Source organism: Micromonospora sp. NPDC049114, from assembly GCF_040648635.1.
In the GTDB taxonomy this organism is placed as follows: Bacteria; Actinomycetota; Actinomycetes; order Mycobacteriales; family Micromonosporaceae; genus Micromonospora.
This window is the reverse complement of record NZ_JBEZEA010000014.1, coordinates 121,026-136,278: the sequence shown is the minus strand read 5'-3', so window position 1 is coordinate 136,278 and position 15,253 is coordinate 121,026. Positions and strand designations below refer to the sequence as shown.

General features: G+C 71.6%; 13 protein-coding genes and 1 tRNA gene. 9 read left to right on the top strand and 5 right to left on the bottom strand.

From position 1 onward, the window contains the following. Window positions 1-445 precede the first annotated feature (445 nt). Both AB0B39_RS28725 and AB0B39_RS28720 read right to left on the bottom strand, forming a co-directional pair. A complete protein-coding gene (locus AB0B39_RS28725; RefSeq protein ID WP_357575872.1) occupies window positions 446-1,909 on the bottom strand; it encodes an MFS transporter in 1,464 nt (487 codons plus the stop codon). A gap of 42 nt (window positions 1,910-1,951) precedes the next feature. Then, on the bottom strand, window positions 1,952-2,188 hold the full coding sequence (locus AB0B39_RS28720) for a hypothetical protein (protein WP_234591430.1): 237 nt from the start codon (window positions 2,186-2,188) through the stop codon (window positions 1,952-1,954). Window positions 2,189-2,333: 145 nt separating this feature from the next. Between AB0B39_RS28720 and AB0B39_RS28715 the strand changes: the two genes are divergently transcribed. Both AB0B39_RS28715 and AB0B39_RS28710 read left to right on the top strand, forming a co-directional pair. Further along, window positions 2,334-3,488, top strand: coding sequence for a geranylgeranyl reductase family protein (locus tag AB0B39_RS28715; protein ID WP_357575871.1), 1,155 nt, complete (start codon window positions 2,334-2,336; stop codon window positions 3,486-3,488). A gap of 163 nt (window positions 3,489-3,651) precedes the next feature. Beyond that, entirely contained in the window at window positions 3,652-3,825 is a 174-nt protein-coding gene (locus AB0B39_RS28710) for a hypothetical protein (protein WP_234591432.1), read from the top strand. A gap of 76 nt (window positions 3,826-3,901) precedes the next feature. Here AB0B39_RS28710 and AB0B39_RS28705 read toward each other — a convergent pair whose 3' ends face one another. Beyond that, a complete protein-coding gene (locus AB0B39_RS28705; RefSeq protein WP_357499110.1) occupies window positions 3,902-5,692 on the bottom strand; it encodes a 5'-nucleotidase C-terminal domain-containing protein in 1,791 nt (596 codons plus the stop codon). A 166-nt stretch (window positions 5,693-5,858) separates the two neighbouring features. Here AB0B39_RS28705 and AB0B39_RS28700 point away from each other — a divergent pair, with 166 nt between their 5' ends. Then, the gene (locus AB0B39_RS28700) at window positions 5,859-6,761 is read left to right on the top strand and encodes an SDR family oxidoreductase (protein ID WP_357499112.1); all 903 of its coding nucleotides are present in this window, start codon (window positions 5,859-5,861) and stop codon (window positions 6,759-6,761) included. 52 nt (window positions 6,762-6,813) lie between these two features. On the opposite strand, the gene AB0B39_RS28695 is transcribed toward AB0B39_RS28700, so the two are convergent. Further along, the gene (locus AB0B39_RS28695) at window positions 6,814-7,473 is read right to left on the bottom strand and encodes a nucleotidyl transferase AbiEii/AbiGii toxin family protein (RefSeq protein WP_357499114.1); all 660 of its coding nucleotides are present in this window, start codon (window positions 7,471-7,473) and stop codon (window positions 6,814-6,816) included. Beyond that, window positions 7,470-7,811 carry a hypothetical protein gene (locus tag AB0B39_RS28690; protein ID WP_234591437.1) on the bottom strand — a complete coding sequence of 114 codons (342 nt, stop codon included), beginning with the start codon at window positions 7,809-7,811 and terminating at the stop codon, window positions 7,470-7,472. The genes AB0B39_RS28695 and AB0B39_RS28690 overlap by 4 nt, the downstream gene beginning before the upstream one ends. 235 nt (window positions 7,812-8,046) lie before the next feature. On the opposite strand from AB0B39_RS28690, the gene AB0B39_RS28685 reads away from it, so the two are divergent. The 6 genes from AB0B39_RS28685 (at window position 8,047) to AB0B39_RS28660 (ending at window position 15,236) form a co-directional block, all read left to right on the top strand. Next, a complete protein-coding gene (locus AB0B39_RS28685) occupies window positions 8,047-9,045 on the top strand; it encodes an RNA polymerase subunit sigma-70 (RefSeq protein WP_357499117.1) in 999 nt (332 codons plus the stop codon). Further along, window positions 9,042-9,470, top strand: a complete 429-nt coding sequence (locus AB0B39_RS28680) for a DUF6069 family protein (RefSeq protein ID WP_357575870.1) — start codon at window positions 9,042-9,044, stop codon at window positions 9,468-9,470. The genes AB0B39_RS28685 and AB0B39_RS28680 overlap by 4 nt, the downstream gene beginning before the upstream one ends. Before the next feature lie 89 nt (window positions 9,471-9,559). After that, window positions 9,560-12,832: a formate dehydrogenase gene (gene fdh, locus AB0B39_RS28675; protein WP_357575869.1), complete on the top strand. Its 3,273-nt coding sequence runs from the start codon at window positions 9,560-9,562 to the stop codon at window positions 12,830-12,832. After that, window positions 12,822-13,988, top strand: coding sequence for a 4Fe-4S dicluster domain-containing protein (locus tag AB0B39_RS28670; RefSeq protein ID WP_357575868.1), 1,167 nt, complete (start codon window positions 12,822-12,824; stop codon window positions 13,986-13,988). The genes fdh and AB0B39_RS28670 overlap by 11 nt, the downstream gene beginning before the upstream one ends. Further along, window positions 13,985-15,106 (top strand): NrfD/PsrC family molybdoenzyme membrane anchor subunit, encoded by a 1,122-nt coding sequence (gene nrfD / locus AB0B39_RS28665; protein WP_357575867.1) that lies wholly within the window; start codon window positions 13,985-13,987, stop codon window positions 15,104-15,106. The genes AB0B39_RS28670 and nrfD overlap by 4 nt, the downstream gene beginning before the upstream one ends. Before the next feature lie 34 nt (window positions 15,107-15,140). After that, a tRNA-Sec gene (locus AB0B39_RS28660) sits at window positions 15,141-15,236 on the top strand. The last annotated feature ends 17 nt before the right edge of the window (window positions 15,237-15,253 follow it).

The window sequence follows — 15,253 nt, the reverse complement described above, 5'->3', positions numbered from 1 at the left end:
TGGCAGGACATGCCCCTGACCGACGCCGCGCAGACCGTGCAGGTCTCGGCCTACCCCGACGCGTACGCCCAGTGGGAGCAGCAGGCCACCGACCTCGTCGCCCAGCACTGGAACAGCTGACCCACCGCACCGACCGATGGCCGGCACCCGACAACGGGTGCCGGCCATCGGCATACCCGGCCGGCACCCCGAACCCCGGGGTGCCGGCCATCGTCGTGCCCGAGAGAGATCTTGGACAGTTCCCGTCACCAGCTGACGGAAACTGTCCAAGATCTAGGGGCGGCCGGCGTCAGGCGTTGTTGTGCCCGGCCAGTGACTGACCGGCGACTGGCATGACGGCCCGTGGGGCGCGTCGGCCCGACCGGCATGCTGGCCCGTCGGGCCGGGCGGCATGTCGGCCTCTGTGGCGCGTCGGGTCGGGCGGCGCGCGTACCCCCGGGGTTTTTCAGTCGTGGTTGCCGCGGAAGATGTCGATCAGCGCGGCTACCAGCGCGAGCGCGATGATCCCCGTGGCGAGCAGGAGCGATTTCTCGAAGGCCGACGTCCAGTTGCCGCGATTGTCGGCGAGCGAGGAGAAGAACATCGAGCCGACCGCGGCGATGCCGGCCGCCGCTCCGATCCGCTGGCCGGTCTGGAGCATGCCGGCTCCGCTGCCTGCCTGGTCGACCGGCACCTGGGCGAGGGTGAGCGTCTGGTTGGGGGCGATGACCAGTCCGCTGCCGATGCCGGCGACGAGCAGCGGCGCGGCGGTGACCCAGGGCGCGGGGGCGTCCGGCGCGAGGTGCAGTGCGAGCACTGTGGCGGCCAGACCGATCACCACGGCGAGCAGTCCGATGGCGACCAGGGGACGACCGAAGCGGTTGACGATGCGTCCCCCGAGTGCGGACGCGGCGGCGGACCCGAGCGCGAACGGGGTGATGGCGAGACCGGCGACGAGCGCGCTGTAGCCGAGCCCGTTCTGCAGGAACAGGGTGAAGATGAAGAAGATCGCGGTGAATCCACCGAAGTAGACGAGCGCGATGAGCGCTCCGAGCGTGTACGACTGGAAGCTGAACAGGTGCAGGTCGAACAGGGGTTCGTGGTGCCGCGCGTACCGCCGTTCCCACAGCCCGAAGGCGACAAGCACCGCCAGGCCAGCGGGGATGAGCGCCCACTTCCACGGCGTACGCCACTGCTGTTCCTGGACGAGTGGCAGCAGGATCAGCACCACGCCGACGCCGAGCAGCAGCACACCGATCGGGTCGAGCCGGCGTCGGCCGGGCTGGCCGTCGGGTCGACCGGGCAGCAGCCGCCACCCGAGGATCACCGCGACGATGCCGACCGGCACGTTGACGAAGAAGACCCACCGCCAGCCGTGCTCCTCTCCGCCGAGGGCGATGAGCAGCCCGCCGAGCAGCGGCCCGACGGCGGTGGAGATGCCGATGGTGGCGCCGAGGATACCGAACGGGCGGGCTCGTTCCGGCCCTCGGAACAGCTGTTGGATCAACCCGATCACCTGTGGGTTGATGATGCCGGCGGCGGCGCCCTGGAGCAGTCGGGCGGCGACCAGCCAGGTGGGGGAGGTGGCCAGGCCGGCGAGCGCGCTGGTCAGGGTGAACAGCGCGATGCCGAAGACGAACGCGTTGCGCCGTCCGCGGAAGTCACCGAAGCGGCCGGCCGGTACGAGCACCAGCCCGAAGGTCAGCGCGTAACCGGAGAGGACCCACTGCAGGTCGCTCGGGGAGGCGTGCAGCGCCCGGTCGATGGAGGGCACCGCGACGTTGACGATGCTCACGTCGAGCAGCGTCATGAACGCGGCGACCAGCCCGACCCCGACGGCCTGCCAGCGCCGGCGGTTCTCCGCCGCGTCGACCGGCTGCGGCTCGCGCGCCGCGCTCATGGTGCCCCCCGTTGACGGTCGATCATGCATCCCTGACCGCTACCCCGGCAGGCGGGGGCCAATCGTCGGGGGTCACGCCATCTGGCGGGCGCAGAATCGGGGGCCGAAGTCGAGGCCGGCCATCGGCGAGTCCTCGCGGTGCAGCAGGCCCTTCTCGGTGAGTTGGTGCAGTGGAGTGTGCACCTGCTCCTCGGTCAGACCGGATCCCTCGGCGATCAGTTCCGGATAGGGCACCTGGCCACGTGCTTCGAGGGCGGTGACCGCCTGGTACACGCGCTGCTCGACGTCCGACAGCTGCACCCGCTGCATGATCTCCTCCTTTGCCCGCCCGCTCGGCGCGGACGGTCGCGCCAGGCCGGTTACCCCGTGCCTGACCGAAGATGCCCACCCGATCGGGCGGTTGGCAGCGCGCCGTGCCGGGGCCGCCCGGCGGAGGGTGCCCTAGGCTGCAACCGTGATCGTCTGGGATCTCGTCGTCGTCGGCGCCGGCCCCGCCGGACTCTCCGCGGCACACGCCGCGGCCCGCGCCGGCGTTCGTACGCTGGTTGTCGAGCGGGCCGCGCACCCGCGGTACAAGACGTGCGGCGGTGGGCTGATCGGCACGTCGCTGGCGGCCGTGCGCGGCCGCATCGAGGTGCCCGCGCACGACCGGGTGGACCGGGTGACGTTCACCCGCGACGGCCGGCGTGAGTTCACCCGCCGCAACGGCAGTCCGGTGGTGACCATGGTGCGCCGCGAGGAGTTCGACGACCGGCTGCGCGCGGCGGCGGTGGCCGCCGGCGCGCAGATGCGCGAGCAGGTCGCGGTCCGCGCGATCGAGCAGGACCCCGAGGGGGTACGCCTGCGGTTGGCCGACGGTACGACGCTCACGGCCCGCACGGTGATCGGCGCGGACGGTTCCTCGGGGGTGACCGCCCGACATGTGGGTGTGCGCTACCGGCAGGTGGACCTGGGGCTGGAGTTGGAGGTGCCGGTGCCGCCCGCCGAGCAGGAGCGCTGGCGCGGGCGGCTGCTGTTGGACTGGGGTGCGATGCCGGGTTCGTACGCCTGGGTGTTTCCGAAGGGCGACCGCTTGACGGTCGGTGTGATCGCGGGTCGGGGCGCGGGGGAGGGGACGCGGGCCTACCTGCGGCAGTTCGTCGACCGGTTGGGGCTGACCGGGCTGCCGGCGGAGCACGACTCGGGTCACCTGACCCGTTGCCGCGCCGAGGACTCCCCTCTGCGCAACGGCAGTGTGCTGGTGGTGGGGGATGCCGCCGGGCTGCTGGAGCCGTGGAGCCGCGAGGGCATCAGCTTCGCGCTGCGCTCCGGGGAGATGGCCGGCGCGGCGGTCGCCGACGGTGACCTGGCCGGGTACGAGCGGGCGGTGACCGAGCGCCTGACGCCGGAGATGCGGGCGGGGTTCCGGCTGCTCGACCTGTTCACCCGCCGACCGGAGGTCTTCCACGCCCTGTTGGCGACCCCGCCGGGTTGGCGGATGTTCGTCCGGTTCTGTCAAGGGCGGGCGAGCTTCGACGACATGCTGCGACGTCGACCGGTCCGGGCGGCGCTCGCGGTGCTGGACCGGCTGCCCGCCCCGCGCCGGCCGGCCGCCAGCATCCACCCCTGACCAACGCCTGCCGATGGCGCATCGGCCCACGCCATACACCCAGGATCCTAGGATGCCTTACGCGGTGTGTCGGCTCGCACCGACAGCCGATGGACCGTCAGCCGACAGACCGGTGCCGCGGGCGACCGGCCGTCAGACAATGGCGGAGTAGGAGGGGGTGCCGATGGCCGAGCAGCCGTTCACCGAGGACGAGTACGCGTTCCTGCGCCACATCCGGTTCGGGGAGTTGCCGCCCGCCGTACGCCCGGACGAGCGCGTCGCGCTGACCGAGACCGATCCGGGGCGGGACCGGCCGGAGAAGGCCGAGGACCCGATCCGCTGGAACGTGCAGGGCTGAGACCGGAACGGGCCAGGCCGGGAGACGAACGGGCGGGCCGGGGTGTCGCCACCCACGGCCCGCCGACGTTCTGCGGTCAGAAGACCGGCACGCCCTCGCGTACCAGTCGCCAGTTCGGCTGGAAGAAGTCGTCCGGGTTGATCGTCCCCTTGGCCTGCGCCCAGTCGATCAGCAGCTGGCGGATCTCCTGCTGCGCGTTGTAGACCTGGGTCTTCACGATGCCGGGGAAGTTGCCGCCGCCGCTGCGCCGGTAGTTGTTCACCGCCACCACGAACTGCGCGTCGTCCGCCACAGGGGTGTCGGTGCCGGGCAGCACCAGCCGGGTGATCCGCTGGCCGACCGGCTTGGAGATGTCGATGTCGTAGTCCAGGCCGGAGATCACGTCGTAGTTGTAGTCCGGCACGGCCGGGTCGCTGATCTGCTCCGGGTCCACGGGGGCTCCCGGGGCGAGGGTGCGGAAGTACTTCGCCGAGTACTCCAGGTACGCCCGGACCTCGGCGCCGCTGAGCACGACCGCCTCGAGGGTGTTGTCGTACACGTACAACCCGGCCACGTCACGGATCTTGACGTCGCCGGCGGGGAAGACAGCGGTACGGCTGAACGGCGCCGCGATCGACAGCACCGGCAGGTCGGCGTACGCGGTGCCGGCCAGCGCCGCGTCGACGACCTCGGTCTGCACGTGGTTGATGAAGTCCAGGATCGGCGTGTCCTTGTACCGCGACTCCGCCGCCGACAACTCCACGGTGGACTGCGCGACCACCTGGTTCACGTACGCCACTGTCTTCTGGTGTTGGGTGCGCACCGCGGCCAGGACCTTCGGGTCCTCGACCACCGAGTTGGTGTTCAGCATGGTGGCGGCCTTCTTGGTGATCGTCCAGCGGCCACGCTCACGGGCGAGGGTGAAGTCCATCCGGGTGAGCCGCTGGCCCCACTTCGACGGCTCGGAGAGCAGCACCTGCGCGCCGGTCCGCTCGTTGGTGACGAACCGCTCGACCACCTCGTTGTGGGCGTGCCCGAAGAGGATCGCGTCGATCCCGGGCACCTGCTGGGCGATCAGGGCCACCGGGTTCTCGTTGGGCAGCTCCGGGCCGTAGCTGGAGGTGCCGCTGTCGCCGCCGTGTGCGGAGATCAGCACGAGGTCCGCGCCGCGCGCCCGCATGATCGGCACCCACTTCGCGGCGGTCGCCACCATGTCGTCGAAGCGCAGCCTGCCCTCGACGTTGCCCTTGTCCCAGATGGCCACGCCGGGGTTGGTCAGGCCGAGGATGCCGACCCGCAGGGTCGGCGCCGCGAAGCCGAGGGAGACCTTCTTGATGACGTACGGCAGGAAGGCGGGCTTGCCGGTCTTCGCGTTGATCGCGTTCGCGGCGAGCGCCGGGAAGCCGAGTTGACGGATCCACAGGTCCAGCAGCGGCAGGCCGTAGTTGAACTCGTGGTTGCCCAGCGTCACGGCGTCGTAGTCGATGACGTTCATGGCGCGGGCCATCGGGTGCTTCTCGCCGGTGGCGGTGATCGGCTCCTGCTTGGCGTAGTACGTGGCGAGGGGAGTGCCCTGGATGGTGTCGCCGGCGTCGAGGACCAGCGTGGCCTTGCCGCGCCGCTCGGCGCGGATCTGGTTGATCAGGGTCGCCAGCTTCGCGACGCCGATGTCGTTGTGCTTGCTGTCGTCGTACTCGGCGTCGCGGTAGTAGTCCCAGTTGTAGACGTTGCCGTGCGTGTCCGACGTGCCCAGGAGGGTGAGGTCCCAGGTGCGCGACCGGGCGGCGCCGGCCGCCTGCGCGGGGGCGGCGGCGATCAGCGGGGCGGTCGCCGCCGCGGCGGCGACCGCGAGCACCTGGCGACGCGACGGGCCGGATCCAGAGGTCATGACGTGCCTTTCCATGGGGGTGGACGCGCCTCGTGAGCGCCTCGCGCACCATAACCAGCGCCTGTCACTTGCGCCACGCCAGCCCCGGTTTCCGCAGGTCGTTGCAGGGTAGGGCGTTCTGGACGAGGTCACGGGGGAGTAGTCCGCACAGTGCGAGGAGATGTCGGTGAGCGAGGACCAGCACACCCAGCAGGACCCGACCAGCCAGTACGGCCAGCAGTCCGGTTCGCCGGGCCAGCAGCAGTCGCCGCCCGGTTCGACGGGGGAGATGACGCCGAAGCCGGACCACGGTGAGGAGTCGTACCGGGGGAGCGGGAGGCTGGACGGCAAGCGGGCACTGATCACCGGAGGTGACTCGGGGATCGGTCGGGCCGTGGCTATCGCGTTCGCCCGTGAGGGCGCCGACGTGCTCATCTCGTACCTCAGTGCCCAGGAGGACGCCGACGCCCGCGAGACCGTCCGGCTCGTCGAGGACGCCGGTCGGCGCGGCATTGCGGTGCGCGGCGACATCACCGACGAGGCGCACTGTCAGGAGCTCGTCGACCGGGCGGTGCGTGACCTGGGCGGGATCGACATCCTGGTGAACAACGCGGCGTACCAGATGTCGCAGGACAAGGGCATCCTCGGGATCAGCACCGAGCAGTTCGACCGGGTGCTCAAGACCAACCTGTACGCCATGTTCTGGCTGTGCAAGGCCGCCATCCCCCACCTGGCGGAGGGCTCGGCGATCATCAACACGGCGTCGATCCAGGCGTTCGACCCGTCGCCGCAGTTGCTGGACTACGCCACCACCAAGGCGGGGATCGCCAACTTCACCAAGGCTCTCGCGGCCGACCTCGCCGAGCAGGGAATCCGGGTCAACGCGGTGGCTCCCGGCCCGGTCTGGACGCCGTTGATCCCGTCGACGATGCCGAAGGAGAAGGTGAAGCAGTTCGGCACCGACACCCCGGAGGGCCGCCCCGGTCAACCGGCGGAGCTGGCGCCGGCGTACGTCTTCTTCGCCTCCCAGGAGTCCAGCTACGTGACCGGCGAGATCCTGGGGGTCACCGGCGGTCGACCGACCAAGTGATCCGGCCGCCGGGTGGTCGCCGTGGCGGCCACCCGGCGGTGCGTGTTCGTGCTCAGCGAGGCCAGGTGGCGAAGCGGTGGCGCACCCGCGCGACGTCGTCGGCGCCCAGGCCGTAGCGGCCGAACCGTTTGTCGGACAGCCGGTCCAGGTAGCGGCCGGCGGCCCGCACGTCGGCCGGGTCCAGGGCGGGGTCGACCTGCCGGGCGAGCACCAGCAGCTGCGTCACGTCGTAGTGCTCCAGCGCCGCCGCCACGTCGATGAAGTCGCGGACCTCCCGCCGGTTGACCAGGGCCGCGATCTTGTTGGCGACCAGGTCGCGCACGTCCATCACCGGGCCGAGGTCCATCACGACCGGGCTCTGCTGCCGGTCCAGCCGGGCCAGGCTGAGCCGGATCTCCCGCCCGTCGCGGCTCACCACGAAGTCCTTCATGTCCTGGCCGTACCCGTCGAACAGATCGGCGAGCTCGCTGTCCGGGTCGGCGTCGGTGACGGTGAACCCGGCCCGCTCCAGCGCCCCGCGCACCCCTGCGGTGGCCGCCGCTGCGGCGCCCTCGACGTCGGCGAAGAGGTCCACGTCCTCGGTCGGCCGGGCGACCAGGCCGTGCGCGGCCCAGGCCACCCCGCCACCGAGCACGAACCGGTACGGCCCGGCGGCGGTCAGCGCCACCCGGGCCACCTCCCGGTAGAACTCGTGCAGATGGGGTGCGATCACGCCGCGCGCAGGCCGCGGTGCCGGCTCTCCCAGGCGAGGCGGACGCCCCGGGGCAGGTTGAGCAGCCGCCACACCCGGCGCAGTGTCCGCCCGTTGATCAGGACGCGCAGGTCGTCGGCGCTGGCGGTCTCACGCAGCACATTCTCGTACATCCAGAGCAGCTGGTCGGGGTCGCCGAGGTCGAAGGTGCGCTCGGCGTTCCACATCAACCGCACCGGCAGCTCGACCACGCCGCGGGTGGGGCCGGTGAGCTCGGTGAGGGTGCGCGCCACGACGGCCGGACGACCCGGGCGGGCCAGGAAGGCCACGCCGGTCGCGGTGGGCGAGACGGCCTGCATGCTGTCAGGGTAACGCCCGCCGGACCCGGTGTCGCTCAAGCGACCTTCCCCGGGCCTCGGCGCCCGCCCGGCGTGGCTCGCGGAAGCTGCCGGACACGTGCCAGCTCGTCCGGTTCCGCAGGGCTAGGGTGGCCGCTTCCCGGCGTCGTCCGAAGTAATCGTCCGACCCGGTGATGAGTTGTCGGGCCCGCACCCGTCATACCTGCGACGGGACACGACGAGACGGGAGCATGACGTGACGAGTGCGCACACGGACGAGCAGGTGGGCGAGGGCGGTCTGGACGGGGTCGACGAGTCGGCCTTCGCCGGACTGGCGGGTCGGCACCGGCGGGAGCTGCACGTGCACTGCTACCGGATGCTCGGGTCGTTCGAGGATGCCGAGGACACCGTTCAGGAGACGTTGCTTCGCGCGTGGCGGCGGCGGGAGACCTTCGCGGGGCGGTCGTCGTTCCGGGCCTGGCTGTACCGGATCGCCACGAACGCCTGCCTGGACCTGCTCGCCCGACGCCGTCCCGAGCCTGCGACAGGTGGCGAGGTGCGGTGGTTGCAGCCGTACCCGGACCGGCTGCTCGACGAACTGCCGGCGGGTGACGCGGACGAGCCGGAGGCCGTTGCCGTCGCGCGGGAGACGATCGAGCTGGCGTACCTGGTGGCGGTCCAGCACCTCGCGCCGCGCCCACGGGCCGTGTTGATCCTGCGGGACGTGCTGGGCTGGCCGGCCAAGGACGTCGCGGAGCTGCTCGGGGATTCCGTCAACTCGGTGAACAGCGCGCTGCAACGGGCCCGCGCCGGCATGCGCGAGCACCTGCCCGCCGAGCGGCAGGACTGGACCGGCGGTGCGGAGGACGTCGGGACGCGCGAGCTGGTACGCCGGTTCACCGACGCGAGCGTGGCCAAGGACATCGACGCGCTCGCCGCGATGCTGCGCGACGACGTGCGCTGCTCGATGCCGCCCACACCCGGCGTCCACGTCGGCCGCGACGCGGTGCTGAACGACTGGCTCCAGGATGGCTTCGCCGACCTGGGACGCCTGCGCGGCGTCCTGACGGCCGTGAACCGGCAGCCCGCCATCGCCTTCTACCTGTGGCGGGAGTCCGAGGGCGCGTACCTGCCGTTGACCATCGACGTCCTGCGGGTCACCGGCGGCGCGGTCGCCGAGATCGTCATCTTCCACGACGACCAGTTCCCGCGGCTCGGGTTGCCGCAGCGCCTGCCGGCGGACGGTGCCCGGTGACCGCCGCGGCCCCGGCGTCGGGCCGGACCAGCCGTGTTCACCGACTGCGCGGGCTCGCCGGTGTGGGGCTCCTCGCCACGCTCGCGGCGATGCTGGCCACGACAGTCGTCGCCGCGCTCGCCCGGGCCGCCGGCGTCGACTTCGCGGTCCCCGCCGGTGGCGAGACGATCCCGATACCCGGGTTCGCCGTGGTGACCGGCGTCTTCTCGGTCGTGGGCATCGTCATCGCCGCCGCTCTGCTGCTCTGGAGCACGCGTCCCGCCGCGCGGTGGGTGTGGACGGCGGTGTCGCTGACCGCGATCTCGTTGGTTGCGCCCCTGCTCTGCGGGGGCACCGCCGCCACCGTCACCGCCCTTGTTGGACTGCACCTCGTTCCCGCGGCCGTGATGATCCCCGCGCTGAGATGGAGCCTGCGCGCCGAGTGACGATGCCACGACGCCCCCTCCCCGATTAGCGAAGAGTCCTCATCTGACCTATGTTCGTGAGGTCGCTCGCGTGGGAGGGGGTGTCGGAGATGGGTCTGCGGACGTTCATCGAGGGTTGGCCGGTGTATCGGCAGCTCACCGGCACGGACCCGTTGGGCCGGGGCGCCGCCGCCAAGTCCGCGCGCTCGGCCGGCCTGACCGCCCGCACCGACACCGCCGACAGCGTGGCCCGCTCGGTGTGTCCGTACTGTGCGGTGGGTTGTGGCCAGCGGGTGTTCGTCAAGGACGGGCAGGTCACGCAGATCGAGGGCGATCCGGACAGCCCGATCTCGCGGGGCCGGTTGTGTCCGAAGGGTTCGGCGAGCAAGAGCCTGGTGACCAGTCCGCTGCGGCAGACGACGGTCCGCTACCGGCGGCCGTACTCGACGCAGTGGGAGGACCTGGACCTCGACACCGCGCTCGACATGATCGCCGACCGTGTCCTCGCCGCCCGCGAGCAGACCTGGGAGGACGTCGACGAGCAGGGCCGGCCGCTCAACCGGACGTTGGGGATCTCCAGTCTGGGCGGGGCGACGCTGGACAACGAGGAGAACTACCTCATCAAGAAGTTGTTCACCGCGATGGGGGCCTTGCAGATCGAGAACCAGGCCCGTATTTGACACTCCGCCACCGTCCCCGGTCTGGGGGCCAGCTTCGGTCGTGGCGGTGCGACGGATTTCCAGCAGGACATCGCCAACGCTGACGTCATCGTCATCCAGGGCTCGAACATGGCTGAGGCGCACCCGGTGGGTTTCCAGTGGGTGATGGAGGCCAAGCGCCGGGGCGCGAAGGTCTTCCACGTGGACCCGCGGTTCACCCGGACCAGCGCGGTGGCCGACGCGTACCTGCCGATCCGGGCCGGCACGGACATCGCCCTGCTCGGCGGCGTGGTGCGCTACATCCTGGACAACGAGCTGGACTTCCGCGAGTACGTGCTCGCCTACACCAACGCGGCGACGATCGTCAGCGAGCGGTTCAGCGACACCGAGGACGGCGACGGCTTCTTCTCCGGCTTCGACCCCGAGACCGGCAGCTACGTGCAGGACAGCTGGCAGTACGAGGGCCACGAGGACTCCTCCGGCAGCGGGCACACCGCCCAGGAGCGCGACAACGCCGCGGGGTTGGCGCACGAGTCGCACGGCGCGCAGGTCGGCGGGCAGACCCAGCGGGACGAGACGTTGCAACACCCCCGCTGCGTCTACCAGATCCTCAAGCGACACTTCTCCCGCTACACCCCGGAGATGGTGGAGCGGGTCTGCGGCATTCCGCAGGAGAAGTTCCTCGAACTGGCCCAGGCGTGGACCGCCAACTCCGGCCGGGACCGCACTGGCATGCTGATCTACTCGGTGGGGTGGACGCAGCACAGCGTGGGCGTGCAGTACATCCGTACCGGGGCGATCATCCAGCTGCTGCTGGGCAACATGGGCCGCCCGGGCGGCGGGGTGATGGCCCTGCGCGGTCACGCCAGCATCCAGGGTTCGACGGACATCCCGACGCTGTTCAACCTGCTGCCCGGCTATCTGCCGATGCCGCACCACGCCGAGCACCCCACGTTCGACGAGTGGGTGGAGAGCATCCGGCACCCGGGCCAGAAGGGCTTCTGGGGCAACGCCCGATCGTTCGCGGCCAGCCTGCTCAAGGCGTACTGGGGTGACGCGGCGACACCGGAGAACGACTACTGCTACGGCTACCTGCCCCGACTGACCGGCGATCACGGCACCTACCAGCAGGTGTTGAACATGATCGACGGGAAGATCAAGGGGTACTTCCTGCTCGGGCAGAACCCGGCGGTCGGCTCGGCGCACGGCCGGGCGCAGCGCCTGGGCATGGCCAACCTGGACTGGCTTGTCGTCCGCGACCTGTTCATGATCGAGAGCGCGACCTTCTGGCAGAACGGTCCCGAGGTGGCCACCGGCGAGATCGTGCCCGAGGAGTGCCGTACCGAGGTGTTCTTCCTGCCCGCCGCCTCGCACGTGGAGAAGGAGGGCTCGTTCACCCAGACGCAGCGGTTGTTGCAGTGGCGGGAGAAGGCGGTCGAGCCGCCCGGCGACGCCCGCTCCGAGCTGTGGTTCTTCTACCACCTCGGCCGCAAGCTGCGCGAGAAGCTGGCCGACTCGACGCTGCCGCGCGACCGGGCGCTGCTCGACCTCACCTGGGACTACCCCACGCACGGTCCGCACGCAGAGCCGAGCGCCGAGGCGGTGCTGCGCGAGATCAACGGGTACGACGTGTCGACCGGCCGTCCGCTGTCCAGTTTCGCCGAGGCCCGCGCGGACGGCTCCACAGCGATCGGCTGCTGGATCTACACCGGCGTGTACGCCGACGGCGTCAACCAGGCCGCCCGCCGCAAGTCCCGACACGAGCAGGACTGGGTGGCCGCCGAGTGGGGCTGGGCCTGGCCGGCGAACCGCCGCATCCTCTACAACCGTGCCTCCGCCGACCCGGACGGCAACCCGTGGAGTGAGCGCAAGCGCTACGTGTGGTGGGACGCGGAGAAGGCCGAGTGGACCGGCTACGACGTGCCGGACTTCGAAAAGACCAAGCCGCCGTCGTACCGGCCGCCGGCCGGCGCGTCCGGGCCGGAGGGGATCGCCGGCGACGACCCGTTCGTCATGCAGGGCGACGGCAAGGGCTGGCTGTACGCGCCCAGCGGTGTGCTGGACGGGCCGCTGCCGACCCATTACGAGCCGGTGGAGTCGCCGGTGCGCAACCCGCTCTACCGGCAGCAGGCCAACCCGACCCGCAAGTCGTACGCGCACCCGGTGAACTCGGTCAACCCGAGCCCACCCGAGGACCACAGCCAGGTCTTCCCGTACGTGTTCACGGTCAGCCGGCTCACCGAGCACCACACCGCCGGTGGGATGAGCCGCACGGTACGCCCCCTCGCGGAGTTGCAGCCGGAGATGTTCGTCGAGGTGTCACCCGAGTTGGCCGCCGAGACCGGGTTGGCGCACCTGGGGTGGGCGCACCTGATCAGCGGGCGCGCGGTGATCGAGGCGAAGGTGCTGGTGACCGACCGGCTCACGCCGCTGCGGGTGGACGGTCGGATCATCCACCAGGTGTGGCTGCCGTACCACTTCGGTTACGAGGGCCTGGTCACCGGCGACTCGGCCAACGACCTGTTCGGCATCACCCTCGACCCCAACGTCCTCATCCAGGAGAGCAAGATCGGCACCTGTGACGTCCGGTCGGGCCGCCGTCCCACCGGGACGGCGTTGCTCGACCTGGTCGCCGACTACCAGCGGCGGGCCGGCATCACACCGGGCGGACACGCGCCGGCCGTCACCACCGACCAGGACGTGGAGGGGCGCGATGGCTCCTGACCCGAACAGCCTCTACGGGCCGCTGGACCCGGCGCCGGACGCCGGTTATGTGGATGCGCCGCCGCGGATGGGGTTCTTCACCGACACGAGTGTGTGTATCGGGTGCAAGGCGTGCGAGGTGGCCTGCAAGGAGTGGAACGGTGTTCCGGGCAGTGGCCTGGATCTGTTGGGCATGTCGTACGACAACACGGGGGCGTTGACCGCGAACTCGTGGCGGCACGTCGCGTTCATCGAGCAGCCGCGTCCGGCAGGGCACGGCGGCGCGGCGTTCGCGGGCACGCCGACCGGCGCGACGGTCAGCGCGGCGTCGGCGGCGGTCGCCGCCGGCACCGGCGGCCCGACCGGCACCGACCCCGGCCTGCCGCCCGGCTCCCCGTCGGCCGCCGCACGCATGGTCACCGGCACCCCGACCACCGCAGGGCCGGCCCCCGGCGGCCGGCTCGACGTGCTCGGCGACCCGGCCGCCGCACCCGGCCCGCACCTCACCGTCACGCGCGACGCCCCCGACGACGGCGCGGGCCCGCAGTTCCTGGGGATGCCGGGTGGGCAGCCGCCGGGGCGGGGTACCGGTGTGGAGCAGCGGTCGGATTTTCGGTGGTTGATGATGTCGGATGTGTGTAAGCACTGCACGCATGCGGCTTGTTTGGATGTGTGTCCGACGGGCTCGTTGTTCCGGACGGAGTTCGGGACGGTGGTGGTGCAGGAGGACATCTGTAATGGGTGTGGGTACTGCATTTCGGCGTGCCCGTACGGGGTGATCGATCAGCGCAAGGGTGATGGTCGGGCGTGGAAGTGCACGTTGTGTTATGACCGGTTGGGTGCGGGGATGACGCCGGCGTGTGCGCAGGCGTGTCCGACGGAGTCGATTCAGTACGGGCCTCTGGAGGAGTTGCGGGAGCGGGCGGCGGCGCGGGTGGCGACGTTGCATGAGCGGGGTGTGCCTGAGGCGCGGTTGTACGGGGAGGATCCGAACGACGGTGTCGGTGGTGATGGTGCGTTCTTTCTGTTGTTGGATGAGCCGGAGGTGTACGGGTTGCCGCCGGATCCGGTGGTGACGACGCGGGATCTGCCGGCCATGTGGAAACGCGCCGGCCTCGCCGCGCTGGCCATGACGGCGGCGACCGTCGCCGCGTTCGTCGTCGGAGGATCCTCGTGAGCCCGGAGCGACAGCCGGTGGGCGATCGGTTCCGCCGGTTCACCGACGCCCGCGACGAGACGGCCGCACGGCAGTCCGGCGGTGACGCCGTCGCGCGATCGTCCGGTGCCGACCCGGCCCGGCGGTCGGGTCGGCGGCGCGGTCGCGGCGGCGGCGAGGAGCTGCGGGTTCCGGAGGCCGAGTTCACGTCCTACTACGGTCGGCCCATCCTCAAGGCGCCGGTCTGGAAGTGGGACATCGCCGCGTACCTGTTCACCGGCGGGCTGGCCGCCGGCTCGTCGCTGCTCGCCGCGGGAGGGCAGCTCACCGGCCGGCCGGTGCTGCGCCGCGCCGGTCGGGTCACCGCGCTGGGCGCCGTCAGCGCCAGCGCCGTCTTCCTGATCCGCGACCTGGGCCGGCCGCAGCGGTTCCACCACATGCTGCGGGTGGCGAAACCGACCTCGCCGATGTCGGTGGGCACCTGGATCCTCACCGCGTTCGGACCGGCCGCCGGGGTCGCCGCGATCGCCGAGGGCGCCGGCCTGCTGCCCCGCCGCGGGCTGCTCGGCGTGGCTGGCCGGGCACTGCCGCCGGTCGGGCACGCCGCCGGGCTCGTCGCCGCCGCCACCGCGCCGGCGCTGGCCACGTACACCGGGGTGCTGCTCGCCGACACGGCGGTGCCGTCGTGGCATGAGGCGTACCCCGAGTTGCCGGTCATCTTCGCGGGCAGCGCGCTGGCCAGCGGCGCCGGCGTGGGTCTGCTCGCCGCGCCACCCGCGCAGGCGGGGCCGGCCCGCCGGATGGCGGTGGCCGGCGCGGCCCTGGAGCTGTACGGCGCGCACCGGGTGGAGACCCGCCTGGGGCTGCTCAGCGAGCCCTACCGGTCGGGGCGACCCGGTCGGCTGCTGCGCGCCGGTCGGCTGCTGACCGCCGCCGGGGTGGCCGGGGCGCTGCTCGGCCGGCGCAGCCGCGCGGCGGGCGCGCTGTCCGGGGTGGCGTTGCTGGCCGCGTCGGTGGCCACCCGGTTCGGCATCTTCTACGGTGGCGTCGCGTCGGCGCGCGACCCCCGCTACACGGTGGTGCCGCAACGCGAGCGGGTGAACGCTCGACGGACCGGGGTGGATCCGGCGGCTGACTGAGCGGCCGCTTCGGCGTTGTGATCGAATGTCCGACGGAGGCGTTCAGGCGGCTGGTGCCCCTCCCGGTCTTCAAAACCGGTGTGGTCCGGGACCCGGGCCAGGCGGGTTCGATTCCCGTCCGTCTCCGCCAACGGCGGCAGGAGTGAG